Annotated in this window: 21 protein-coding genes and 1 pseudogene; 5 read left to right on the top strand and 17 right to left on the bottom strand. The window is 65.9% G+C overall.

The window, feature by feature from the left end; all coding sequences use genetic code 11:
- The 4 genes from A9X01_RS16305 to A9X01_RS16290 form a co-directional block, all read left to right on the top strand.
- Positions 1–260: AAA family ATPase (locus A9X01_RS16305; RefSeq protein ID WP_436405275.1), on the top strand; the 260-nt coding region annotated here is incomplete at its 5' end.
- A complete protein-coding gene (locus A9X01_RS16300; protein WP_065121727.1) occupies positions 257–1516 on the top strand; it encodes a DUF58 domain-containing protein in 1260 nt (419 codons plus the stop codon). The genes A9X01_RS16305 and A9X01_RS16300, both read left to right, overlap by 4 nt.
- 37 nt (positions 1517–1553) lie before the next feature.
- Positions 1554–1952: a hypothetical protein gene (locus A9X01_RS16295; RefSeq protein WP_436405276.1), complete on the top strand. Its 399-nt coding sequence runs from the start codon at positions 1554–1556 to the stop codon at positions 1950–1952.
- A 152-nt stretch (positions 1953–2104) separates the two neighbouring features.
- Positions 2105–5326 (top strand): PPE family protein, encoded by a 3222-nt coding sequence (locus A9X01_RS16290; RefSeq protein WP_065121726.1) that lies wholly within the window; start codon positions 2105–2107, stop codon positions 5324–5326.
- A gap of 19 nt (positions 5327–5345) precedes the next feature.
- On the opposite strand, the gene nuoN is transcribed toward A9X01_RS16290, so the two are convergent.
- From nuoN to A9X01_RS16220, 14 genes and pseudogenes are all read right to left on the bottom strand, one after another.
- On the bottom strand, positions 5346–6911 hold the full coding sequence (gene nuoN / locus A9X01_RS16285) for an NADH-quinone oxidoreductase subunit NuoN (protein WP_065121725.1): 1566 nt from the start codon (positions 6909–6911) through the stop codon (positions 5346–5348).
- Positions 6908–8509, bottom strand: coding sequence for an NADH-quinone oxidoreductase subunit M (locus A9X01_RS16280; protein ID WP_155772121.1), 1602 nt, complete (start codon positions 8507–8509; stop codon positions 6908–6910). The genes nuoN and A9X01_RS16280 overlap by 4 nt, the downstream gene beginning before the upstream one ends.
- Entirely contained in the window at positions 8506–10407 is a 1902-nt protein-coding gene (gene nuoL / locus A9X01_RS16275; protein ID WP_065121723.1) for an NADH-quinone oxidoreductase subunit L, read from the bottom strand. Before nuoL ends, A9X01_RS16280 begins: the two co-directional genes overlap by 4 nt.
- Before the next feature lie 10 nt (positions 10408–10417).
- Positions 10418–10717 carry an NADH-quinone oxidoreductase subunit NuoK gene (gene nuoK, locus A9X01_RS16270; RefSeq protein WP_065121722.1) on the bottom strand — a complete coding sequence of 100 codons (300 nt, stop codon included), beginning with the start codon at positions 10715–10717 and terminating at the stop codon, positions 10418–10420.
- Positions 10714–11502, bottom strand: a complete 789-nt coding sequence (locus tag A9X01_RS16265; protein WP_065121721.1) for an NADH-quinone oxidoreductase subunit J — start codon at positions 11500–11502, stop codon at positions 10714–10716. The genes nuoK and A9X01_RS16265 overlap by 4 nt, the downstream gene beginning before the upstream one ends.
- Positions 11499–12053 (bottom strand): annotated as a pseudogene (gene nuoI, locus A9X01_RS16260) (NADH-quinone oxidoreductase subunit NuoI); the annotation flags it as partial. The gene A9X01_RS16265 and the pseudogene nuoI, both read right to left, overlap by 4 nt.
- Entirely contained in the window at positions 12037–13290 is a 1254-nt protein-coding gene (gene nuoH, locus A9X01_RS16255) for an NADH-quinone oxidoreductase subunit NuoH (protein WP_155772120.1), read from the bottom strand. The pseudogene nuoI and the gene nuoH, both read right to left, overlap by 17 nt.
- Before the next feature lie 5 nt (positions 13291–13295).
- Complete coding sequence (locus tag A9X01_RS16250; protein WP_065121719.1) at positions 13296–15710, bottom strand: NADH-quinone oxidoreductase subunit G; 2415 nt, start codon at positions 15708–15710, stop codon at positions 13296–13298.
- Entirely contained in the window at positions 15707–17038 is a 1332-nt protein-coding gene (gene nuoF, locus A9X01_RS16245) for an NADH-quinone oxidoreductase subunit NuoF (RefSeq protein WP_065121718.1), read from the bottom strand. The genes A9X01_RS16250 and nuoF overlap by 4 nt, the downstream gene beginning before the upstream one ends.
- Positions 17031–17807 carry an NADH-quinone oxidoreductase subunit NuoE gene (gene nuoE / locus A9X01_RS16240; protein WP_065121717.1) on the bottom strand — a complete coding sequence of 259 codons (777 nt, stop codon included), beginning with the start codon at positions 17805–17807 and terminating at the stop codon, positions 17031–17033. Before nuoE ends, nuoF begins: the two co-directional genes overlap by 8 nt.
- Positions 17804–19135: an NADH dehydrogenase (quinone) subunit D gene (gene nuoD, locus A9X01_RS16235; RefSeq protein WP_065121716.1), complete on the bottom strand. Its 1332-nt coding sequence runs from the start codon at positions 19133–19135 to the stop codon at positions 17804–17806. The genes nuoE and nuoD overlap by 4 nt, the downstream gene beginning before the upstream one ends.
- Positions 19135–19863, bottom strand: coding sequence for an NADH-quinone oxidoreductase subunit C (locus tag A9X01_RS16230; RefSeq protein WP_065121715.1), 729 nt, complete (start codon positions 19861–19863; stop codon positions 19135–19137). The genes nuoD and A9X01_RS16230 overlap by 1 nt, the downstream gene beginning before the upstream one ends.
- Positions 19860–20414 carry a NuoB/complex I 20 kDa subunit family protein gene (locus A9X01_RS16225; RefSeq protein WP_036353559.1) on the bottom strand — a complete coding sequence of 185 codons (555 nt, stop codon included), beginning with the start codon at positions 20412–20414 and terminating at the stop codon, positions 19860–19862. Before A9X01_RS16225 ends, A9X01_RS16230 begins: the two co-directional genes overlap by 4 nt.
- An 8-nt stretch (positions 20415–20422) precedes the next feature.
- On the bottom strand, positions 20423–20800 hold the full coding sequence (locus A9X01_RS16220) for an NADH-quinone oxidoreductase subunit A (protein ID WP_065121737.1): 378 nt from the start codon (positions 20798–20800) through the stop codon (positions 20423–20425).
- A gap of 336 nt (positions 20801–21136) precedes the next feature.
- Between A9X01_RS16220 and A9X01_RS16215 the strand changes: the two genes are divergently transcribed.
- Complete coding sequence (locus tag A9X01_RS16215; RefSeq protein ID WP_065121714.1) at positions 21137–22420, top strand: PPE family protein; 1284 nt, start codon at positions 21137–21139, stop codon at positions 22418–22420.
- A 7-nt stretch (positions 22421–22427) separates the two neighbouring features.
- Here A9X01_RS16215 and A9X01_RS16210 read toward each other — a convergent pair whose 3' ends face one another.
- From A9X01_RS16210 to A9X01_RS16200, 3 genes are read right to left on the bottom strand one after another with little or no spacing between them, the layout of a single operon-like run.
- Positions 22428–22829, bottom strand: a complete 402-nt coding sequence (locus tag A9X01_RS16210; protein ID WP_065121713.1) for an Rv3143 family two-component system response regulator — start codon at positions 22827–22829, stop codon at positions 22428–22430.
- Between the two features lie 15 nt (positions 22830–22844).
- A complete protein-coding gene (locus A9X01_RS16205; RefSeq protein WP_065121712.1) occupies positions 22845–23387 on the bottom strand; it encodes a YceI family protein in 543 nt (180 codons plus the stop codon).
- 10 nt (positions 23388–23397) lie between these two features.
- A complete protein-coding gene (locus tag A9X01_RS16200) occupies positions 23398–23790 on the bottom strand; it encodes a nuclear transport factor 2 family protein (protein WP_065121711.1) in 393 nt (130 codons plus the stop codon).
- Between the last annotated feature and the right edge of the window lie 4 nt (positions 23791–23794).

The following is a 23794-nucleotide window of genomic DNA, read 5'->3' as shown; positions in this document are numbered from 1 at the left end:
ACCATCCCCAGGTCGCCGTCGGCGCCAGCCCACGAGCCGAGCTCGATCTGGTTCAGCTCGCCCGTGCCCGCGCCCTGTTGCTCGGCCGCGACTATGTGATCCCGGAAGACGTCAAGGCGCTCGCCACCCCTGCGGTCGCGCACCGGATCACGCTGCGACCGGAGATGTGGGTCCGCAAGATCCAGGGCGCGGACGTGGTCGGGGAACTGTTGCGGCGCTTGCCCGTGCCCCGCGCCAACGAGAAGAACAGCTCGGCATGATCCAAACTCGCGACGTCGAGTTTCGTTGGCGAGCATCACAATTGACGTTGTCGATCGCCACCTGTGCCGCGGTCGCGCTGGTGGCTGCGGTCGTCGGTGGACGTTGGCAGCTGATCGCCTTCGCGGCCCCGCTGCTCGGTGTGCTGTGCTCTCTGAACTGGCAGCTACCTGTCCCCACCGTTCAGGTGCATGCCGAGCCGGATTCACAGCGCTGCTTCGAAGACGAGCAAGCACGGATATCGGTGTGGGCCACCACGGAGTCCGACGCCATGGATCTGACCGTGTCATCGGTCGGCGGCATGGAAGTGGAGGTGCTGGAGTCGCCAAGTAGGCACGCGAAAACGGTTGCCGCCGTGGCCAACAGGTGGGGACGCTATCCCATCCGAATGCGCGTCGACGTCCTCGCGCGCGGCGGCCTGGTACGGGGCACCGGCACCGTTGACACCGCCGACGTAATCGTATTTCCGCTCACACCCCCGCAAGCGACGTCGATTCCACGGACCGAGTTACTCGACCGGTTGGGCGCGCACCTCACCCGGCACGTGGGTCCCGGCGTCGAATACGCCGACATCCGTCCGTACATCCCCGGCGACCAACTGCGCGCGGTGAATTGGGCGGTCAGTGCGCGCCGCGGCCGGTTGCACGTGACGCAGCGACTGACCGACCGGGCCGCCGACGTGGTGGTGCTGATCGACTCCTATCGACAGCCCGCGGGGCCGGCGACCCAGGCCACCGAACGCGTGGTGCGCGGGGCCGCGCAGGTGGTGCAGACCGCGCTGCGCAACGGTGACCGCGCCGGGATCGTCGCATTGGGCGGCAGCCGGCCGCGCTGGCTGGGCGCCGATATCGGCCAGCGCCAGTTCTACCGCGTGCTGGACACCGTGCTGGGGGCGGGCGAAGGGTACGAGAAAGCCACCGGAACACTCGCGCCGCGGGCCGCGGTCCCGGCGGGGGCGATCGTCATCGCCTTCTCGACGCTGCTCGATACCGAATTCGCGTTGGCGCTCATTGACTTACGCAAACGCGGCCATGTCGTGGTCGCGGTCGACGTGCTGGACACTTCGCCGTTTGAGGACGAACACGACCCGCTGGTGGGCCGGATGTGGGCGCTGCAGCGCTCCGCGATGTACCGAGACATGACCAGCATCGGCGTGGACGTGCTGGCTTGGCCATCGGAGCGCTCGCTCGAGCAGGCGATGGGGGCATTGCCCGATCGCCGCCGTCGGGTGCGGGGCCAGTTGCGGGGCGGTGGCTGAGATGTTTGCCAAAGCAAGTAACAGCATCTTGGCGGCGATGCTCGGCTTGCTCATGGTCGGGACGGCCGCGATCGGATCGCACGGCGCGGTTTTGGCGGTTGCCGGCGCCGCGGTACTTGCGGTGGGAGCCGCGACGACATTCCGACCCGGCGCGACGATTGCCGTGTTGTTGTCGGTGGTCGTGATTCTGCTGTCGGAACCTTCGCAGGCGACTGCCGCACTGTCGGGCCTGTTTGCGGCTGCATACCTCGTCGCTCGACATGCCGTGAGCATCGTCGAGGCGGGAACCTGGCCGACAATCATTGGCGCCGTTGGTTTCACGGCCGCCGGGCTGGTCGCGACGTCGTTTCCGCTGCAGGTGCCATGGTTACCGTTGATTGCGCCACTCGGGGTATTGGCGATTTATGCGCTCACCACCCGCCCGTTCCTGAATTGAAATTCGTCGCGATGAGGAATTAGCAACTTCACATCAGTTTGACTCATTCGCCAGAAATCAGGCGTCAGACGTCCTACAGTGCCGCCTGAGGTGGGTTTGCGGGGGCCCTTCATCGGCGGGCCTGGAGCCACTCGCCGGAAGGGGATGGCCAAATGAGTTTCTTCGGACTGCCGCCCGAGATCAATTCCTTGCGTATGTTTGCCGGAGCCGGTTCAGGACCGATGCTGGCGGCCGCGGCGGCATGGGACGGTTTGGCCGAGGAGTTGGCGTCCGCCGCTCAGTCGTTCACGGCGTTGACGTCGGGGTTGGCGGGACAGGCTTGGCAGGGCGCTGCCGCCGAGGCGATGGCGGCGGCCGCCGCACCCTATGCGGCATGGTTGAGCGCGGCAGCGGCTCGAGCCGCCACGGCATCGGGGTCGGCCAACGCGGTGGCGGGGTTGTTCGAGGCGGCGCGGGCAGCGACGGTGCACCCGGTGGCGGTGGCCGCGAATCGAAATGCGTTCGTGCAGTTGGTGTTATCGAATTTGTTCGGTCAGAACGCGCCGGCAATCGCGGCGGCCGAAGCCCTCTACGAGGAGTTCTGGGCCGCCGACGTCGCGGCGCTGGTGGGTTACCACGGTGGGGCGTCCGCCGCGGTGGCGGCTTTGTCGTCGTGGGGGACGACGTTGGCGGGTCTGCCGGGCTTGAGTCAGGTCGCGGCGCTTGCCGCTCCGGCCGCTGCCGTGGCAGCTTCCGTGCTCCCCGGCATCAACACCGGTCTGGGGAACAGCGGAATCTGGAACCTGGGCGGAGGCAACCTCGGTGACTACAACCTCGGCAGCGGCAACTTCGGCAACGTGAATTTCGGTGGCGGTAATACCGGCAACCTCAACTTCGGCAGCGGCAATTTCGGGTCCTACAACCTGGGCTTCGGGAATACGGGCTTCACCAATTTTGGTCTGGGTAACCTCGGTCGCTTGAACTTCGGCTTCGGTAACGACGGCAACGGCAACTTCGGCTTCGGCAACTTGGGCAGCGGCAACTTCGGTGGCGGCAATAACGGCAGCACCAATTACGGCTCGGGGAACTTCGGCAGCTTCAACTTGGGCAGCGGCAACCTCGGTTCCAACAACATCGGCTTCGGCAACAACGGCAATCTCAACTTCGGGTTCGGGAACAACGGCAACAACAACATCGGCTTCGGTCTCACCGGTGACAATCAGGTGGGGATCGGGGCACTCAACTCAGGGGTGGGCAACCTCGGCTTTGGTAATTCGGGGAACAACAACGTCGGCTTCTTCAACTCCGGTGACGGCAACTTCGGAGTCTTCAACTCGGGTAACGGAAATTTCGGCTTCAGTAATTCGGGCGCAACCAACACCGGCTTCTGGAATGCGGGCAACTTGGGAATGGGTGTCGGAAACTCGGGGTTCAACGATTTCGGGCTCGGTAACGCGGGTTCCAACAATATGGGCTCCGGTAATTCCGGCTCTAACAACACGGGTTCGGGAAACAGCGGGAGCCTCAACACCGGCTGGGCGAACTCCGGCGACTTCAACACCGGACTCTCAAACGCCGGCTCCGTCAACACGGGCTACGGAAACGCTGGCGACACCAATACCGGTCTGCTCAACTCCGGAGATCTGAACACCGCGCTCGGTAGCTCGATCACTCCATCCGGTGTCACGTCTTCCGGCTTCGGCAACACCGGCACCGATAGTTCCGGTTTCAATAATTCCGCTAGTTTCTCCTCTGGTTTTCAAAATGTCGACGGTATATTCGGCGTCGGCGGAATCTCTGGATTCAACAACTCGGAATCGTTCGCCACCGGCTTCGGCAACTCCGGTGTTTTCGCCGTGGGCATCGGTAACGCCAGCCAGAGCGTCGGTTGGTTCAACACCGGCGACTTCAGCACCGGCATCTCGAACTCTGGCAATTTCAGCACCGGAATCGGCAACTCCGGGAACCAAAGCGCCGGCGCGTTCAACGAAGGCGACAACCAAGCCGGGATCTTCGGCCGCGCCAGCGCTCCGGCCTTCCTGCTCGACTTGGGTCCGTTGGCGCCAACCTTCGCGGCGCTGGCAGCACCGGGTGCGGTGTTTGCGCTGCCCGACATCAATACCGGCCTGGGTAACCAGGGCCAATGGAACTTCGGCGGCGGCAACCTCGGTGACTTTAACCTCGGCAGCGGCAACTTCGGCAACGTGAACCTGGGTGGCGGAAACCTCGGCAACCTGAACCTGGGCAGCGGGAACTTCGGGTCCTACAACCTCGGCAGCGGCAATATCGGCCACACCAACTTCGGCAGCGGAAACATCGGCAATCTGAACCTGGGCTGGGGCAACCAGGGGTCCGGCAACTTCGGCTTCGGCAACAGCGCCGGTAACGGAAATTTCGGTGGCGGCAATTTCGGCAGTTTCAACCTCGGTAGCGGGAATTTCGGCTCCTTCAACGTGGGAAGTGGCAACCTCGGCAGCAGCAACTTCGGGTTCGGCAACCTCGGCAGCGCCAACTTCGGGTTCGGCAACCTCGGCAACAACAACATCGGCATCGGGCTCATCGGTGACAATCAGATTGGCATCGGGGTCCTGAATACCGGCAGCGGAAACCTCGGCTTCGGGAACTCCGGCAACAACAACATCGGGTTCTTCAACTCCGGGAACGGCAACTTCGGGTTCTTCAACTCCGGTGACGGCAATACGGGCTTCGGCAACGCAGGGTCAGTCAACTCGGGTTTCTGGAACTCAGGTTTCGCCAATACCGGGTTCGGCAATGGTGGCAGTAATAATGTCGGACTCGGCAATGCCGGCTCGGGTAACGCGGGCATGTGGAACGCAGGCTTCCAAAACGTCGGCTCGGGCAACTCCGGCAATCAGAACACCGGCGACTTCAATTCCGGCGGTGCCACCGGTTTCGGCGGAAACACCGGTTCGTTCAACTCGGGCTCGTACAACACGGGTTTCGGCAACGCCGGCGACCTCAACACGGGCCTGTTCAACAGCGGTGACGTCAACACCGCGATCGGTAGTTCCGTCGATCAGCCCGGCACCGTATCAGGATTCGGCAACACCGGCAGCAACGTGTCCGGTTTCAACAACACCGGCGATTTCGTCTCGGGCTTTCAGAACACCAACGTCAATGGTTTGCCCTTCGTCGCCACCTCAGGCTTCCTGAACGACGGCACCGGACTGGTCGGCTTCAACAACACCGGACAATCCAACAGGGGGTTCAGCAACTCGGGCATCGCGAATGTCGGCTTCAATAACTCCGGCTTCGCGAACGTTGGCGTCGGTAACACGGGTGACTTCAGTTCCGGCTTCGGCAACTCCGGCGACAACAGCTCCGGCGTGGGCAACCAGGGCGACAACCAGGCCGGCTTCTTCGGCCAGCCCTGACCGTTCCAGCCCGGATCCCTCAGTGTTGCAGTAACTGCGCCGCGTGGTCAGCGAGGTCCAGCACCGGCTGCGGCACGATACCCAACACCACGGTGACCAAGGCGCACACCGCGATTGCCGCCTTGCTCAGCACGCCGGGTGCCACCACCTGGGGCGTGTCGTCGGTGCCCTCGGTGAAGAACATCAACACGATTACTCGCACGTAGAAGTAGGCCGCGACCGCGCTGGAGATGACACCGATGATGACCAGCGGCACCGCACCGCCCTCGGCGGCGGCTTTGAACACGGAGAACTTGCTGATGAAGCCGCTCGTCAACGGGATGCCCGCGAAAGCCAGCAGGAACATCGAAAGCATCACGCCCACAATGGGAGATCGCTGCCCCAGCCCGGCCCAGTTCGCCAGGCTCGCGTCTTCGACCCCGTCCGCATTGCGGATCAGACCGACGATCGCGAACGCGCCCACCGTGCTGAAACTGTAGGCCACCAAATAGAACAACGTCGAGGAAAGGCCCGCCGCGTTGTCGGCGATCACACCGGTCAGGATGAAGCCGACGTGGGCCACCGACGAATAGGCCAGCATCCGTTTGACATCGGATTGGTTTACCGCGGTGATGGTCCCCACGGCCATGGTCAGGATCGAGATGGCCCAGAGCACCGGGCGCCAGTCGCCGTGCAACGGCGGCAACGCCACGTAGACGACGCGCACCAGTGCCCCGAACGCCGCCACCTTGGTGGCAGCAGCCATGAACCCGGTGATCGGGGTGGGCGCCCCCTGATAGACGTCGGGAATCCACGAATGGAACGGGACGGCGCCAACTTTGAACAGCAGGCCGACCGCCAGCAGGGCGACTCCGACCAGCGCCATGGATCGGTCACTCTGCGCGGCCAGCGCCTCCCGGATGGAGTGCAGAGTCAGCGTGCCGGTGGCGCCGTAGAGCAGCGCGACACCGTAGAGGAAGAACGCGGACGAGAACGCGCCCAGCAGGAAGTACTTCAGCGCCGCCTCCTGCGACAGCAGTCGGCGGTGTCGGGCCAGGCCACACATCAGGTACAGCGGCAGGGAAAGAACTTCCAGCGCAACGAACATCGTCAACAGGTCGTTGGAGGCGGGGAACACCAGCATGCCGCCGACCGAAAGTGTCAGCAGCGGAAAGAGTTCGGTCTGGGCGGCACCCATTCGCTCGGCATCCCGCTCGATGTCACTGCCCGGTGTCGAAGAGGCTTGCGGGGTAAAGGAATCCAGCCCCGCGAACACCTTCGACTTGGTGACCACGTGTCGGCGCTCGGCGATGAAGATCGTTCCGAGCACGGCGACCAGCAGCACGGTGCCCTGGAGGAACAGCGCCGGCCGGTCCACGGCGATCGCTCCGAGCACGGTGGCCTGACCCACGGCCGGAACCGACTTGGCCACCACGATCACCGCGGCGAATGCCGCCACAAAGCCGGCGAGGGTGAGGCCGACCTGCACGCCGTAACGCAGCCGGCGGGGCAGGAACGCTTCGGCCAGCACGCCGATCACCGCCACGCCGAACACGATGAACAATGGGGAGAGCAGGAAGTACTCGACGCTGGGTTTGTTGATCATGGGTGCGGTCCTTCGGCCGTTGTCGGGCGCACGCCTATGGGCACTGTCGGCGCGGGATCCTGCTGTCGGATGGTGCTCATGGTGTGTTCGACCGACGGGTTGATCCGGTCGAGCACCGGCTTCGGATAGACACCGAGCACCAGCAGCAGTGCGATCAGCGGGGCAACGACGATCATTTCCCGCGGCACCAGATCGCGGATCTTCTCGTTGTCCTTGGCCACCGGGCCGGTCATCACCCGCTGGTAGAGCCAGAGCATGTAGATGGCGGCCAGCACCAGGGCCGTGACCCCGAAGGCCGCCGCCAGCCAGTAGCGGTTGAATGTGCCCAGCAGTACCAGGAATTCGCTGACGAAGGGCGCGAGGCCGGGCAGCGACAGGGTAGCCATGCAGGACACCAGGAACGTGCCGGCCAGGATCGGGGCCACCTTCTGCACGCCGCCGTAATCGGCGATCAACCGACTGCCGCGCCGTGACACCAGGAAGCCCGCGATCAGGAACACCGCGGCCGTGGAGATGCCGTGGTTGAGCATGTACAGCGTCGACCCGCTCTGGCCCTGCGTGGTCATCACGAAGATGCCGGCGATGATGAACCCGAAGTGCGAAATCGACGTGTAGGCGATCAGGCGCATCATGTCGGTCTGACCGATCGCGACGATCGCGCCGTAGATCACCCCGATGATGGCCAGCGTGACGATCACCGGCCGGAAATACGTTGAGGCGTCGGGGAACAGCTGCAGGCAATAGCGCAGCATGCCGAAGGTGCCGACCTTGTCCATCACGGCGGTGATCAGCACCGCGGTGGCCGGCGTCGCCTCGACGCATGCGTCGGGCAGCCAGCGGTGGAACGGCCACAGCGGCGCCTTGACCGCGAAGGCGAACATGAAGCCCAGGAACAGCGCCTTGAGCACGGCGGGGTCCACGTCGCGGTAGCGCCCGGCGCGCACGTCTTCCACGATCCGGACGAAATCGAAGGTGCCCCCGCCGTGTTGGGTGGTCACCACATAGAGACCGATCACCGCGGCCAGCATGATCAGACCGCCGAACAGGTTGTACAACAGGAACTTGACCGCCGCGCGCGACCGCTCACTGCCGTGACCGAACCCGCCGATCAGGAAGTACATCGGGATCAGCATCGCCTCGAAGAAGACGTAGAACAGCAGCACATCGAGGGCCACCACCGAGATCAGCACCATTGACTCGATGGCCAGCGTCAGCGCGACGTAGGCGTGCACCCCGCGCGGGCGGCCCTCCCGACCTGACGAGCTGTCGGCATCGCCGCCGTCATTCCAGCCGGCCACCAGCAGCAGCGGTATCAGCACCGTGGTCAGCAGCACCAGGATCAGACCGATGCCGTCCACCCCGAGCGTGTATCCGGCGCCGAAAGACGGGATCCAGGAATGCTTCTCGGTGAACTGGTAGGTGTCTCCACCCGGCTTGAACCCGGCGGCCACGATGAGGGACACCGCCAGGGTCAGGATGCTCACCGTCACCCCGGTCCATTTCACGGCCCGGCGCAGTCCCGGCGGCAGCAGAATGATCAACACCGATCCGGCCAGCGGCACCAGCCACAGGACGGTCAGCCACGGGATGCCGGTCACCACAGGTTCACCGCCAACAGCGCACCGGCCACCAGCGCGGCACCCACCAGCATCGACAACGCGTAATTGCGCGCGAAGCCGGTTTGCATGCCTCGCAACCGATTCGAGGTCCGGCTCACCAGAGCCGCGAGCGCGTTGACGGAGCCGTCCACGCCGGCGTTGTCCACCCCCACCAGCGTGTACGTCAGCTGCGCACCGGGGCGCATGAAAACCTCCTCGTTGAAGGCGTCGCCGTACCCGTCGGCGCGAGCGGCCGCCGTGAGCACCGAGACCTGAGACGGCGCCACCCGCGGGATTTCGGCCTTTCCGCCATACATCCGGTAGGCCACCGCGATACCGACGACCACCACACCCAGCGCGAGTGACGTACTGACCCAGGCGGGCACCGCATGGGTGGTTTCCTCGTGCCCGCCGACCACCGGTTCGAGCCAGTGCTGCAGCGTGCCGCCGATCGCGAACAGGCCACCGGAGAAGACCGACCCGACCGCAAGCAGGATCATCGGCCACGCCATCAGGGCGGGTGCCTCGTGCGGATGCAGTCCCGGAGCCCAACGCTTCTTACCGAAGAACGTCATCAGCATCACCCGCGTCATGTAGAACGCGGTGATGCCCGCGCCCAACAGGGCCGCGCCGCCCAGGATGTAGCCGCGGGTGCCGCCGGACCCCAGTGCCGCCTCGATGATCGCGTCCTTGGAGAAGAAGCCGGCGAACGGTGGCACGCCGATGATCGCCAGGTATCCCAGGCCGAACGTCACGAACGTGATGGGCAGCGCCGCGCGCAGGCCGCCGTAACGACGCATGTCCTGTTCCTCGTGCATGGCGTGGATGATCGACCCGGACCCGAGGAACAGGCCGGCCTTGAAGAAGCCGTGGGTGAGCAGGTGCATGATCGCGAAGGCGTAACCGGCCGGGCCCAACCCCGCGGCCAGCACCATGTAGCCGATCTGGCTCATGGTGGAGGCGGCCAGTGCGCGCTTGATGTCGTCCTTCGCGCAGCCGATGAACGCCCCGAGCATCAACGTGACGGCGCCGACGATGACGACACCCAATTGAGCGCCGGGGGCCAGGTTGAACAACGGGTTGGACCGCACGATCAGGTAGACACCGGCGGTCACCATGGTGGCCGCGTGGATCAGGGCCGACACCGGGGTGGGGCCTTCCATGGCGTCACCCAACCACGCCTGCAGGGGCACCTGGGCGGACTTCGCGCAGGCACCCAGCAGCAGCAGCAGTCCCGTCACGTTCAGCACGCTCTGGCTCGCCGCCGGCACTCCGGCGAAAACGCCGCTGTAGGACACGGTTCCGAAGGTGGCGAACATCAAGAACATGGCCAGTGCCAGGCCGGCGTCCCCGACCCGGTTCATCACGAACGCCTTCTTGGCCGCGGTGGCGGCCGACGGCTTGTGGTACCAGAACCCGATCAGCAGGTAGGACGCCAGGCCGACGCCTTCCCACCCGACGTAGAGCAGCACGTAGTTGTCCGCGACCACCAACAGCAGCATCGAAGCCAGGAACAGGTTGAGGTAGCCGAAAAACCTGCGGCGGTCCTCGTCCTCGGCCATGTAGGCGATCGAGTAGATGTGGATCAACGACCCGACACCAGAGATCAACAGCACGAAACACATGGACAGCTGGTCGATCTGCAGGCCGAAGTCCACCTGCAGGCCGCCGACCGGTATCCAGCTGAACACCGTCTGGCTGACGGTGCGCTCCTCGGCGGGCCGGCTCAACAGGTCGGTCAGCAGCGTCACGCCCACGCCGAAGGCCGACAAGGCGGCCAAAGTACCCAGCCAATGGCCCCACGCGTCGGTGCGTCGACCGCCGAACAGCAGGATTGCGGCCCCCGCAAGTGGCAGTGCCACGAGCAGCCAGGTGTAATGAAGCGCCAGGTTATTCACGTTGGCTCTTTCAGCCTTTGAGTAGATTCGCGTCGTCGACCGACGCCGATTTGCGGGTACGGAAAATCGTCATGATGATCGCCAGGCCGATCACCACCTCGCAGGCGGCGACCACCATGGTGAAGAACGCGATCATCTGTCCATCGAGCTTGCCGTGCATGCGGGCGAAGGTGACGAACGCCAGGTTTACCGCGTTGAGCATCAGCTCCACGCACATGAACATGACGATCGCGTTGCGCCGCAGCAGCACGCCGGCCGCTCCGATGGTGAACAGCAACGCCGAAAGGTAAAGGTAGTTGGCCGGATTCATGACGCACCTCCCTTGACCGATTCGGGCGACGGTGTCTCCAGGCCGTCGGCGCCGCGGGTGCGCAGGATGCGCGAGACCGACAGTTCCGAATACGAACCGTCCGGCAGCAGGGCGGCGACGTCGACGGCGTTGTGGCGCGCGTAGACACCCGGGCTGGGCAGCGGGGTGGGGTGCCCGCCGGGACGGAAGCGTTCCTGAGAGAGCTCGCGCTGAGTCTTGCGCCGCTCGAACCGCTCCCGGTGCGCCAGGATCATCGCGCCGACCGCGGCGGTGATCAGCAGCGCGCTGGTCAACTCGAAGGCCCACAGGTAGCGCGTGAATATCAGGGCGGCAAGGCCTTCCACGTTGCCGCCGGCGTTGGCGCCGTCCAGCCCGTGGAAGCCCGCTGTCGCAACGTTGCCGATCCCGCCAATCAGCAGGATGCCAAAGCCGACGCCGGTCACCACTCCGGCGATCCGTTGTCCGCGCAGCGTCTCCTTCAGCGATTCCGCCGAGTCCACGCCGATCAGCATCAGGACGAACAGGAACAGCATCATCACCGCGCCGGTATAGACCACGACTTGAACGACACCCAGAAACAGCGCGTCCTGGGCGATGTAGAAGACCGCCAGGATCAGCATCGTCATCGCCAGGTACATCGCCGAGTAGACGGCGTTGACGGCCAGCACCACGCCCAAGGCTCCGACCAACGCCAGCGCGCCGAGCACCCAGAACATCACCGCTTCACCGGTGGAGGTGCGGGTGATGAGCTCCGGAGCCAGGTTGGAGGCGAGTATCACGCTCACCGGGGGTCCCCGGCTTCCTGACTTTGCCGCACTCCGTCCGCGGTCACGTTGCCCAGGTAGTAATCCTTGTCGGTGGCACCCTCCGCCCTCGGATGCGGCGGTTCCGTCATACCGGGCTCCAGCGGCGCCAGCAGCCGGTCCTTCTCGTAGATCAGGTCTGCGCGGTTGTCGTCGGCCAGCTCGTAGTCGTTGGTCATCGTCAGGGCGCGGGTGGGGCAGGCTTCGATGCACAGCCCGCAACCGATGCAGCGCAGATAGTTGATCTGGTAAACCCGGCCGTAGCGTTCCCCCGGCGAGTACCGCGCTTCCTCGGTGTTGTCGGCGCCCTCGACGTAGATCGCGTCGGCGGGGCAGGACCAGGCGCACAACTCGCACCCGATGCACTTCTCCAACCCGTCGGGATAGCGGTTCAGCTGATGACGGCCGTGGTAGCGGGGCGCCACCGGGCCGGGCTTCTCCGGATACTCCTCGGTGATGGTCTTCTTGAACATCGACCCGAACGTGACGCCGAATCCGGCGATGGGGTCCAAGAATTTAGCCACGTGCCTTCTCCTTGCTCGCACCAACGGGCCGTTCGAGGGTCTTCATCGGCAGTGGTGGTGTCGGGAATGCTGGTTGCGGATCGCTTGCGCCGACAGGCTTTTCGACACGCTGCTTCTGGCGTTTGGGCACAGTGAACGGTTTGCGCAGCGTTGCGATCAGCACGACGGCCACCACCAGGCTGCAAATCACCAGCACCGGGGTCCAGTGGGGGTAGCCCTGATTGCGCAGCCAGCGCACAGTGCCCGCGATCATGATCCACGCCAACGACACCGGGATCAGCAGCTTCCAGCCCAGCGCCATGAACTGGTCGTAGCGGAACCGGGGGAGCGTGGCGCGCAACCAGAAGTAGATGAACAGGAACGTCCACACCTTGGCGGTGAACCACAGCACGGGCCACCAGCCGCTGTTGGCCCCCTCCCACAGGTTCAACGGCCACGGGGCGTGCCAGCCGCCCAGGAACATCGTCGCCGCCAGCGCCGAAACCGTGGTCATGTTCACGTATTCGGCAAGCATGAAGATGGCGAACTTCAGCGACGAGTACTCGGTATGGAAGCCGGCCACCAATTCGCCCTCGGCTTCGGGCAGGTCGAACGGCGCCCGGTTGGTCTCACCGACCATGGAGATCAGGTACGTCAAGAACGACGGCAGCAGCAGGAAGATGTACCAGACGCGGTCCTGGGCGGCCACGATCTGCGATGTCGACATGGTGCCGGCGTAAAGGAACACGGCCGCGAACGACAGCCCCATCGCCACCTCGTAGGAGATCACCTGGGCGGTCGACCGCACCCCGCCGAGCAGCGGGTAGGTCGATCCCGACGCCCAACCGCCCAGCACGATGCCGTACACGCCGATCGCCGACAGACCCAGGATGAACAGCACCGCGACCGGAAGATCGGTGAGCTGCAACGGAGTCCAATGGCCGAACACCGAAACCTCGGGGCCGAACGGAATGAACGCGAAGGCGGTGAACGCGGGAATCGCCGAGATGGCCGGCGCCGCGAAGTAGACGAACCAGTCGATGCCCTTGGGCGTGATGCTCTCTTTCAGCGCCAGCTTGACGCCGTCGGCCAGGCTCTGCAGCAGACCCTTCGGCCCCACCCGGTTGGGCCCGGGCCGTAGTTGCATGCGGCCCAGCAGCTTTCGTTCGAGCAGGATCGCCACCAGCACCGTCAGCACCAGGTAGACGAAGATGGCCAGCGCTTTGCCCAACACCAGCCACCAGGCGTCGTGCCCGAAAGCGGTCAAGCCGTTCATTTGGCACCCACCCCGATGTTCACGACGGCACCCAGTGTGACGCCAAGATCTTTGTGCACCGCCGAACCCGGTGAGTTGATCGGCAGCCACACCACCCGGTCGGGCATGTCGGTGACGTTGAGCGGCAGGGTGATCGAGCCACGGTCGGTGCTGACCGTGACGGGATCCCCGTCGCCGGCGCCGATCTCGGCGGCGGTGTTCGCCGACAATCGCACTTCGGGCTTGCGCGCGGTGCCGGCCAGGTGTGGTTCGCCGTCCTGTCCGCGACCGGCGTCCAGCAGCAACCGCCAGCCGGTCAGCACCGCCTGACCGGCGCCGGGTTCGGCGGGCGATGCCGCCTCGGCCGCCGGGCCGGCCGGGTGCTTGCCGTCCCAAGTGCCCAGGGCCGAGAGTTCCTCGCGGGCGGATTCGACTGTGGCGCAACCCAGATAGACGCCCATCTCGTCGGCCAACGTGTCGAGCACGCGGTGGTCGGACTGGCTGGCCTGCAGGGTGGTGCCATGGAACGCGGGTTCGAAGCCGCGATAGCGGCCCTCCCAGTTGACGAATGCACCCGACTTCTGGGTGGTGGGCGCGACCGGGAACACCACGTCGGCCCGCTCGGTGACGGCGCTGTGCCGCATTTCGAGGCTGACCACGAACGGCGCGGTGTCCAGGGCGGCGAGCACCGCGGCCGGGTCGGCGAAGTCGCCCGGTTCGATGCCGCCGACCAGCAGCGCGCCCAGCGTTCCGTCGATGGCCGCGGCCAGGATGCCGTCCGTGTCACGTCCTGCCGTAGTAGGCAATTCGTCGACATGCCACGCCGCGGCGACCTGCGAGCGCGCGGCCTCGTCAGCGGCGGGGCGGCCACCGGGCAACAGCCCGGGCAGGGCACCGGCTTCCAGGGCACCGCGTTCCCCGGCGCGCCGCGGCACCCAGGCCAACCGTGCCCCGGTGGTGTCGGCAAGCCGGGCCGCGGCGGAGAAGCCGCCGGGCACCGTGGCCAGGCGCTCCCCGACCATGATCACCGCGCCCGGGGTGCTGAGCAGGTCCCCGATCTCCCCGGTCGCCAGCCCGTCCAATGTGGAGGGCTCGGCGCCGGGAGCGGTCTGCAGCAACCGGCCCGACATTTTCGTCAGCCCACGACTCGCGAACGGAGCGACGGCATACACCGGAAGGTTGTTCTTGCGGGCGGCCTTGCGCAGCCGCAGGAAGACGATCGGCGATTCCTCTTCCGGCTCGAAGCCGACCAGCAGGACGACCGGCGCCGCCTCCAGGTCGGAGTAGCTGACGGTGACCGGTCGCCCGGCAATGCGCGCCGCCAGGAAATCGGCCTCTTCGGCCGAGGAGGGACGGGCCCGGAAGTCGATGTCATTGGTGTCCAGCACGATTCGCGCGAACTTGGCATAGGCGTAGGCGTCCTCCCAGGTGACCCGGCCGCCAACCAGCACGCCGGTGCGCCCGCGGGCCGCCTCGAGTCCCTGCGTCGCCGCCACGATCGCGTGCGCCCACGACGCCGGTACCAGCTCGCCGCCCGAGTCCCGGATCAGCGGCGTGGTGATCACATCCGGTTGGGTCGCGTAGGTGAAAGCCCACCGGCCCTTGTCGCAGTTCCACTCCTCGTTGACCTCGGGGTCGTCACCGGCCAGCCGGCGGGTCACCTTGCCGCGGCGGTGGTCGGTGCGCTGCGCACATCCGGACGCGCAGTGCTCGCACACGCTCGGACTGGACACCAGGTCGAACGGCCGGGCCCGGAAGCGGTACGCGGTGCCCGTCAGCGCGCCCACCGGACAGACCTGCACGGTGTTGCCGGAGAAGTAGGACTCGAAGGGCTCGTTGGCGTAAATGCCGACCTGCTGCAGGGCGCCGCGCTCCTGCATGTCGATGAACGTGTCGCCGGCGATCTGGTTGGCGAACCGGGTGCACCGGGCGCACAGGATGCAGCGCTCCCGGTCCAGCAGCACCTGCGACGAGATGTTGATCGGCTTGGCGAAGGTGCGCTTGGGATCGGTGAAACGAGATTCCGCGCGGCCGTTGGACATTGCCTGGTTCTGCAGGGGGCATTCGCCGCCCTTGTCGCACATCGGGCAGTCCAGCGGGTGGTTGATCAGCAGCAGTTCCATCACGCCGTGCTGGGCCTTGTCCGCGGCCGGGGAGGTGAGCTGGGTGCGCACCACCATGTCGTCGGTGCAGACGGTGGTGCAGGATGCCAGCGGCTTGCGCTGGCCTTCCACCTCGACCAGGCACTGCCGGCAGGCGCCGACCGGGTCGAGCAGCGGGTGGTCGCAGAACCGGGGGATCTGGATGCCCATCAACTCGGCGGCGCGGATCACCAAAGTGCCCTTGGGAACGCTGATCTCGACTCCGTCGATGGTCAGCGACACCATCTCGGGCTGAGCCAAGCGGTTCTCAGCGTCAGCTGTCTGGGTCACGCTTTCACTCCGTCCAACGTCAGCATGGAGTCTCGGGGGTCGAACGGGCAGCCGCCGGATTCGACGTGGGCGATGTATTCCTCCCGGAAGTGCTGGATCGACGACATCACCGGACTGGCGGCACCATCACCCAACGCGCAGAACGACTTTCCGAGGATTGCGTCCGAGATGTCCAGCAACTTGTCGAGGTCCTCACGGGTGCCCCGGCCGGTCTCCAGCCGCTCGTAGATCTTGTCCAGCCAGAAGGTGCCCTCCCGGCACGGGGTGCACTTGCCGCAAGATTCGTGCTTGTAGAACTCGGTCCAGCGCCGCACCGCCCGCACCACGCAAGTGGTTTCGTCGAAGATCTCCAGCGCCTTGGTGCCCAGCATCGAGCCGACGCCGCCGACACCCTCGTAGTCCAGCGGCACGTCGAGGTGTTCGTCGGTCAGCAGCGGGGTGGAGGACCCACCCGGTGTCCAGAACTTCAGCTTGTGGCCCGCCCGGACGCCTCCCGCGTAGTCGAGCAACTCACGCAGCGTGATGCCCAGCGGCGCTTCGTACTGCCCGGGGTTGGTGACATGCCCGGACAACGAATACAGCGTGAAGCCAGGCGATTTCTCGCTGCCCATGGAACGGAACCAGTCGACACCGTTGAGGATGATCGACGGGACACTGGCAATGGTCTCCACGTTGTTGATCACCGTGGGGCAGCCGTACAGGCCGGCGACGGCGGGGAAGGGCGGCCGCAGTCGCGGCTGGCCGCGGCGGCCTTCCAGTGAGTCGAGCAGCGCGGTCTCCTCGCCGCAGATGTATGCCCCGGCGCCCGCGTGCACCACCAGCTCCAGGTTGAAACCGGAGCCGCCGATGTCGCGGCCGAGGTAGCCGGCGGCGTAGGCCTCGGCGACGGCGTTCTGCAGCCGCCGCAGCACCGGCACCACTTCACCACGCACGTAGATGAAGGCATGGCTGGCCCGGATCGCGTAGGAGGCGATGATCACGCCCTCGACGAGCACATGCGGTGTCGCCAGCATCAACGGAATGTCTTTGCATGTACCGGGTTCGGACTCGTCGGCGTTGACCACCAGGTAATGCGGCTTGGCCGCCGGTCCGGTGTCGCCCTGCGGGATGAACGACCACTTGGTCCCGGTCGAGAAGCCGGCACCACCGCGGCCACGCAACCCGGAGTCCTTCACCGTCCCGATCACATCGTCGGGATTCATGGTCAGGGCCTTCTTCATGGCCCGGTAGCCGTCGTAGCGTTCGTAGGTCGCAAGCGACCAGGATTCGGGGTCGTCCCAGTAGCGGCTGATGACCGGTGTCAGCGGGGTGGCGGGGGCGCTAGTCATCGGTGGTCCCTGGGGCTTCGGGTGCCTGCATACCGTTCTCCTTGGCCACCCGCAGTCCGGCCAGCGTGGCTGCACCGGCACCGCCCTGGCCTTCGTCGGGGCGCTGGTCGGGCAGGCCGGCCAGAATGCGCGACGTTTCCCGGAACTTGCACAGTGGGGCGCCTCGGGTGGGCGCCAACGGCTCGCCCGACCGCAGCGAGTCGACGAGTTCGCGGGCCGACGCGGGAGTCTGGTTGTCGTAGAACTCCCAGTTGACCATCACCACCGGCGCGTAGTCACAGGCCGCGTTGCACTCGATGTGTTGCAGGGTGACCGTGCCGTCGGCGGTGGTCTCGTCGTTGCCGATACCCAGATGTTCCTTGAGATCGGCGAATATCGCGTCGCCCCCCATCACCGCGCACAGCGTGTTGGTGCACACACCGACCAGGTAGTCGCCGGTGGGCCCGCGTCGGTACATCGTATAGAAGCTGGCGACCGCGGAGACCTCGGCTCCGGTCAATCCCAGTTGCTCGGAACAGAATTCGAGTCCGGCGGGGGTGAGGTAGGAGTCTTCGCCCTGTACCAGGTGCAGCAGCGGCAGCAGTGCTGAGCGGCTGTTGGGGTATTTGGCGATGATCTCCTTGGCCTCGACTTCGAGCCGGGCCCGCACCTCGGCCGGATACGACTGCGGCGCACCCTCGACCACGAACTGGTTGGGCTCCTCGGGCGGGGGACCGAGTCGCAGAAAGACCCGCTCTCCGTTGCTGCTGCCGACTTTCGGAACGGTCATCGGTCCACTCCGCCCATGACCGGGTCGATGCTGGCGACCGCGGTGATCAGGTCGGCGACCATCCCGCCCTCGCACATCGCCGCGACCGACTGCAGATTGGTGAAGGAGGGGTCCCGGTAATGCACGCGGTAGGGGCGGGTGCCGCCATCGCTGACCATGTGCACGCCGAGCTCCCCGCGGGGCGACTCGACCGACACATACACCTGACCGGCCGGGACCCGGATGCCCTCGGTGACCAGCTTGAAGTGGTGGATCAACGCTTCCATCGAGCTGCCCATGATCTTGGCAATGTGCTCCGGGGAGTTACCCATGCCGTCGGGGCCCACGTAAAGGTCTGCGGGCCAAGCGATTTTGCGGTCCTCGACCATGGTCGGCCCGGGCCGCAACTTGTCCAGACACTGTTCGATGATCTTGATCGACTCCCACATCTCTTTGACCCGAATGATGTAGCGTCCGTAGGCATCACAGTTGTCATCGGTTATGACGTCGAACTCGTAGTTCTCGTAGCCGCAGTAGGGTTCGCTCTTGCGCAGGTCGTGCGGCAGGCCGGTGGCGCGCAGGATCGGACCCGTGATACCCAACGCCATGCAACCGGTCAGGTCCAGGTATCCGACGTGCTCGGTGCGGGCCTTCCAGATCGCGTTCTCGTTGAGCAGGTCGCCCATCTGGCGCAACGGAACCCGCAGTTCCTTCAACGCTGCGGCGATGTCGTCGACCCCGTTCGGCGGCAGGTCCTGGGCCAGCCCGCCGGGACGGATGTAGGCGCTGTTCATCCGCAGGCCGGTGATCTTCTCGAACAGGGTCAGGATGATCTCGCGGGCGCGGAAGCCCACGAACATCGGCGTCATGGCACCCAGCTCCATGCCGCCGGTGGCCAGGGCGACCAGGTGCGAAGAAATCCGGTTGAGCTCCATCATCATCACCCGGATGACGTTGACCCGTTCCGGGATTTCATCGGTGATGCCAAGCAGTTTCTCCACGCCCAGGCAGTACGCCGTCTCGTTGAAAAACGGTGCCAGGTAGTCCATCCGGGTGACGAACGTGACGCCCTGCGTCCAGTACCGGTATTCGAGGTTCTTCTCGATGCCGGTGTGCAGGTAGCCGATTCCGCAGCGCACCTCGGTGACCGTCTCGCCTTCGATCTCCAGGATCAGGCGCAGCACACCGTGGGTGGAGGGGTGTTGCGGCCCCATGTTGACGACGATGCGTTCACCGGGGTCGGCGTTGCGCGCGGCGTCGACGACCTTGTCCCAGTCCTGGCCGCCGGCGACCACAAGCGTCTCTGGAGCGCCGGCGCCGTCGTGCGCCGTGCTGGTGGATGTGCTCATCAGTTATAGCCCCTGCGCTCATCGGGTGGGGGAATCTGCGCGCCCTTGTACTCGACCGGGATACCGCCCAGCGGGTAGTCCTTGCGTTGTGGGTGGCCCTGCCAGTCGTCGGGCATTTCGATCCGGGTCAGCGACGGATGTCCGTCGAAGATGATCCCGAAGAAGTCGTAGGTCTCCCGCTCGTGCCAGTCGTTGGTCGGGTAGACGCTGAACAGCGAGGGGATGTGCGGATCGCTGTCTGGCGCAGACACTTCCAGCCGCACCCGGCGATTGTGGGTGATCGACCGCAGCGGGTATACGGCGTGAAGTTCGCGCCCGGTCTCGTTCGGGTAGTGCACGCCGCTGACGCCCAGGCACAACTCGAACCGCAGTTCGGGTTCGTCGCGCAACCGCTGGGCGACCTGCGGTAGCAGGTCTCGGCGCACGTGCAGGCTCAGTTCGTCGCGGTAGACGACGACCTTCTCAATCGCCTCGTTGAAGTCGAGGCCCTCGCGGTCCAACGCCTCGGCCAGCCGGTCGGCGATGTCGTCGAAGTAGCTGCCGTAGGGCCGGGGGCTCTCGCCGGGCAGCGCGATCTCGCGCACCAGCCGCCCGTAGCCGGAGGTGTCGCCGGTGCCGCGAACACCGAACATGCCGCGGCGGACGCTGATCACTTCCTGGCCTTCGGGTGGGACGTCCGCGCCCGGGGTCAGGGTGGCGCCCTGCGGGTCTTTGTCCGGTGAGCTCATCGCAGCAGACCGCGCATCTCGATGGTGGGGCGGGCGGCCATGGCCGCTTCCTCGGCTTCGGCGATGGCGCGTTCCCGGTTGACGCCCAGCGGCATTTCCTGAATCTTCTCGTGCAGCTTCAGGATTGCGTACAACAGCATCTCGGGTCGGGGCGGGCAGCCGGGCAGGTAGATGTCCACCGGTACTACGTGGTCGACGCCCTGCACGATCGCGTAGTTGTTGAACATTCCGCCAGAGGAGGCGCACACGCCCATCGCCAGAACCCATTTCGGCTCGGCCATCTGGTCGTAGATCTGCCGCAGCACCGGGGCCATCTTCTGGCTGACCCGGCCCGCGACGATCATCAGGTCCGCCTGTCGGGGCGTCGCCGAGAACCGCTCCATGCCGAATCGGGCGATGTCGAACCTCGGGCCCGCCGTCGCCATCATCTCGATTGCGCAGCAGGCCAAGCCGAAGGTCGCCGGCCACAGCGAGTTCTTGCGGACATAACCCGCAACCTTCTCGACCGTCGACAGCAGAATCCCGCCGGGCAGCTGTTCTTCCAGTCCCACGTCCTACCTCAATCCCACGTCAGGCCACCGCGGCGCCACACGTATGCGTAGGCCACGAAAACCGTGAGCATGAATATGACCATCTCGACGAGCGCGAACGTTCCGAGGTAGTCGAAACTGACCGCCCACGGATAGAGGAACACAATTTCGATGTCGAAGACGATGAATAACATTGCGGTCAGGTAATACTTCACCGGGAAGCGCTGACCGCTTGCGGCCTTCGGGCCGCTGAACCCCGTTTCAGTGGGTTCGATCCCACATTCGTAGGCCTCCAGCTTCGACCGGTTGAACCGGGTGGGGCCCGTGATGCTCGCCAGGATCACCGAGCCCACGGCAAAGGCTGCAGCAATGCCGGCAAGCACCAATATGGGTATGTAGACGTTCAACTCGCTCTGCTCCGTCGTATGGGCCGCCGACAGCGGCCAGGCGGTGACCGGGCTGTGTGACGGACCGGGCTTGTGGGCCGTCACAGTGACCTTCAACATAGTCGCGCGACGGGCGGACCACATGCCCGGGGTCAAGCTCATGGACACGGAGGATCGTTAGGGACGCGAAACACGTGGCAAACGGCGCAGCGCGGGAGGAAGGCGGCAGGAATATCGCGGGATCCATGCGACGGCCAGACGGGCGGAGCGCTTGTTGTTACTCTTAGCTTCGGGTAACTGCGCGGATCTTGCGAGGTCAGTGCAGACGCCACCAACCGATCTGGGAGGACAGGGGTTGTGAGTTTCTTTACGCTGCCGCCAGAGATCAATTCCCTGCGCATGTTCCTAGGTGCGGGTAGCGCCCCGATGCTGGAGGCAGCCGCCGCCTGGGATGGGCTGGCCGCCGAACTGGGGACTGCCGCTGAAGCGTTCCAAGGCGTGATCTCAACGTTGGCGAGCCAGGCCTGGCAGGGCCCGGCGGCCCAAGCGATGGCGGCGGCGGCCGCCCCCTACGCGGGCTGGCTGAGCGCTGCCGCGTCGCAGTCCTTCGGGGCGGCCGGGCAGGCGCGCGCGGTGGTCAGCGCCTTTGAAGCGGCCCGGGCGGCCACCATTCACCCGGGGGCGGTCGACGCCAACCGCAACGCGTTCGTGCAGCTGGTCATGTCGAATCTGTTCGGCCAGAATGCACCGCTGATCGCGCTGGCCGAGAGCATTTACGAAGAAATGTGGGCCGCGGACGTGTCCGCGATGGCCGGCTATTACGCCAACGCCGCCGCTGCCGCCTCGCAGGTGGTGCCGTGGCAGAGCGTGCTGCAGAGCTTCCCGGCGCTGGCCGGTGGACTGGCCGGCGGCCTGGGCGCCCTCGCGAACGGGCAGACCGGCGGCGCACCCGCACCGGGCGCCGACGCGGGAACCGGTGCGCCGGCCGCGCCGGTCGCAGGTAGCGGTGGTGACGGCGTGGCGGCCGCCGGTGGCGGTGGCGGTGGCAGCACCGGTGCCGTCGGAGGCGCTGACGCCGGGCCCGCTCCGATGAGCTACACCAGCGGCTACACCGGCGGGGACCCGGCAGCCGCCGCGGGTGCGGGCAGTGCCGGCAGTGCCGCGGCGACCGCCGCCAACACCGGCGTGCCCAGCGCGGGCGTCGCCGGTTTCGGCATGATGCCGATGGCGCTGGCCGGTCTGGCCCGGGCCGGTCTGCTCGGCGACAGCCCGTCCATCATGAACACCACCAAGCCCGCACCCAAGGCCGAGGAACCGGAGGCCGTCGCGCCGGCTGCCGAGGCCGAGGTGACCGAGACCCCGGAAGCTCCGGAAGCACACGTGCCGGCGATGAGCGTGCTGCCCACTGTGGCGCCGGAAGTCGCTGTTCAGGCCGCCCCCGGCGAGGCAGTGCCCGCCGCGCAGACGACCGGCTCGGCAATCCCGGTGACGGGTCTGCGCGCCCAGGCCAAGGACACTTCCGAGGCGGACGAGGCGGAGGAAACCGTGGTCTCGCTGCGGCCCAAGATCGCACCCGGAGAGTTCCGTCCCCAGGAGGAAGCTCAGGAAGACGGCCCGCAACTGCAAGTGCGGGGCGGCTGACCGCTTCCTAGTGCGCGGGTGCGCGCAACAGGTTGAGCACGGTCCGGCCCAACACGATCGGGTCGAGAGGATGCGGCACGGCGGCCTCGGCGCGTGACCAGCTGGCCAGCCACGCGTCGTCGGGACGGCCCGTCAGCACCAGGATCGGTGGGCACGTCGATAACTCATCCTTCAGCTGCTTGGCGATACCCATGCCGCCGGTCGGCGTTGCCTCCCCGTCGAGGATGGCCAGGTCGATGCTTCCCTCGTCCATGGTCCGCACCACCATCGGGCCGGTAGCCACCTCGACGTAGCTCAGCTCGGGAAGATCCGGGTGCAGCCGCTTACCCAGGGCCTGCATGACCCGTTCGCGGGTTTGGACATTGTCGCTGTAGACGAGGATCTTCAGTGGGTTGCTCGACTCGGGCACGGTGCAGATGTTAATTCACGCGGTATGAGTCGATTGCACGAAGACGGCCTCCGCCGACACCGTCACTGTGTCCGACATCACACCCAGCTTGTTCCAGTCCAGGTTGAACCGGGATCGGTTGATCTGGGTCGTCCCTGAGATCCGTACCGAGCCGTCGGCGAGTTCGGTGATCGTCACCGGCAGCCGCACCGGTTCGGTGATGCCCTTGATGGTGAATCCGGTTTGCAATTCGGCCTCTCGGCCGGTGCCGAGCTGCAGGCCGCCTACGGCGACGGCGATCTGCGGAAAGCGCTCGACGTCGAAGAAGTCGGCGGACCGCAGGTGTTCGTCCCGCTTTCCGATACCGGTGTTCAGCGATGCGACGTCGATGTCGATGCGGCCGGTCACCGCGCCCTTGTCGCCGAGCCTGCCCTCTCCGCTGAATTGGGTGAACCTGCCCTTGACCGGCCACACGCCCCACATGTTCTTGATCTTGAATTCGATCTTCGAGTTGTCGGGCACCAGCGCCCAGGCACCCGAGGTCTCGGGGTCGGTGAGCAAAGTTTCCAGCGTCGTCATCGGGTCTCGCCTATTCGTTTGTCGGGGAGTCGAGTAGCGGGGCCATCTCGGCGGGGTCGAAGTATTCGTCGATCCTGTTGATAAGACCCTCATTGTCCAACTTGATCACGATGCAAACCCGCATCGAGATCGATTGACCCGCGTGGCCGGTCGCGTGCAGGACGTGCTGCTGGACGAACCCGGTCCCGAATTCCTGGCGGTCCAGGATTTCGTAGCTGCGCTCGGTCGTGGCCGAGATGAACCACTCGATGACGCGCAGCGCGCGGGCCTTGTCGTCATCGCGGCGGGCACCGACCCGCCACACCGTGATGTCGGGGCTCCACATCTGGTCGACGGTGGCCCGGTCGCCGTCCTCGATCACGGCGAACAGCCGGTCGGCCACCTCGGCGACAGTGGGGGACATGGTG

The organism is Mycobacterium asiaticum (genome assembly GCF_001668675.1).
In the GTDB taxonomy this organism is placed as follows: Bacteria; Actinomycetota; Actinomycetes; order Mycobacteriales; family Mycobacteriaceae; genus Mycobacterium; species Mycobacterium asiaticum_D.
The sequence above is the reverse complement of the archived record's forward strand: the minus strand, read 5'-3'. Positions and strand labels throughout refer to the sequence as shown.

What these genes read in the sequence shown, in the direction of transcription:
- nuoN (WP_065121725.1), bottom strand. Translation starts at nt 6,911, where the DNA reads ATGATCAACAAACCCAGCGTCGAGTACTTCCTGCTCTCCCCATTGTTC.
- nuoD (WP_065121716.1), bottom strand. Translation starts at nt 19,135, where the DNA reads ATGAGCACATCCACCAGCACGGCGCACGACGGCGCCGGCGCTCCAGAG.
- A9X01_RS16205 (WP_065121712.1), bottom strand. Translation starts at nt 23,387, where the DNA reads ATGACGACGCTGGAAACTTTGCTCACCGACCCCGAGACCTCGGGTGCC.
- nuoK (WP_065121722.1), bottom strand. Translation starts at nt 10,717, where the DNA reads ATGAATCCGGCCAACTACCTTTACCTTTCGGCGTTGCTGTTCACCATC.
- A9X01_RS16295 (WP_436405276.1), top strand. Translation starts at nt 1,554, where the DNA reads ATGCTCGGCTTGCTCATGGTCGGGACGGCCGCGATCGGATCGCACGGC.
- A9X01_RS16230 (WP_065121715.1), bottom strand. Translation starts at nt 19,863, where the DNA reads ATGAGCTCACCGGACAAAGACCCGCAGGGCGCCACCCTGACCCCGGGC.
- nuoE (WP_065121717.1), bottom strand. Translation starts at nt 17,807, where the DNA reads ATGACCGTTCCGAAAGTCGGCAGCAGCAACGGAGAGCGGGTCTTTCTG.
- A9X01_RS16200 (WP_065121711.1), bottom strand. Translation starts at nt 23,790, where the DNA reads ATGTCCCCCACTGTCGCCGAGGTGGCCGACCGGCTGTTCGCCGTGATC.
- A9X01_RS16290 (WP_065121726.1), top strand. Translation starts at nt 2,105, where the DNA reads ATGAGTTTCTTCGGACTGCCGCCCGAGATCAATTCCTTGCGTATGTTT.
- nuoF (WP_065121718.1), bottom strand. Translation starts at nt 17,038, where the DNA reads ATGACTAGCGCCCCCGCCACCCCGCTGACACCGGTCATCAGCCGCTAC.
- A9X01_RS16300 (WP_065121727.1), top strand. Translation starts at nt 257, where the DNA reads ATGATCCAAACTCGCGACGTCGAGTTTCGTTGGCGAGCATCACAATTG.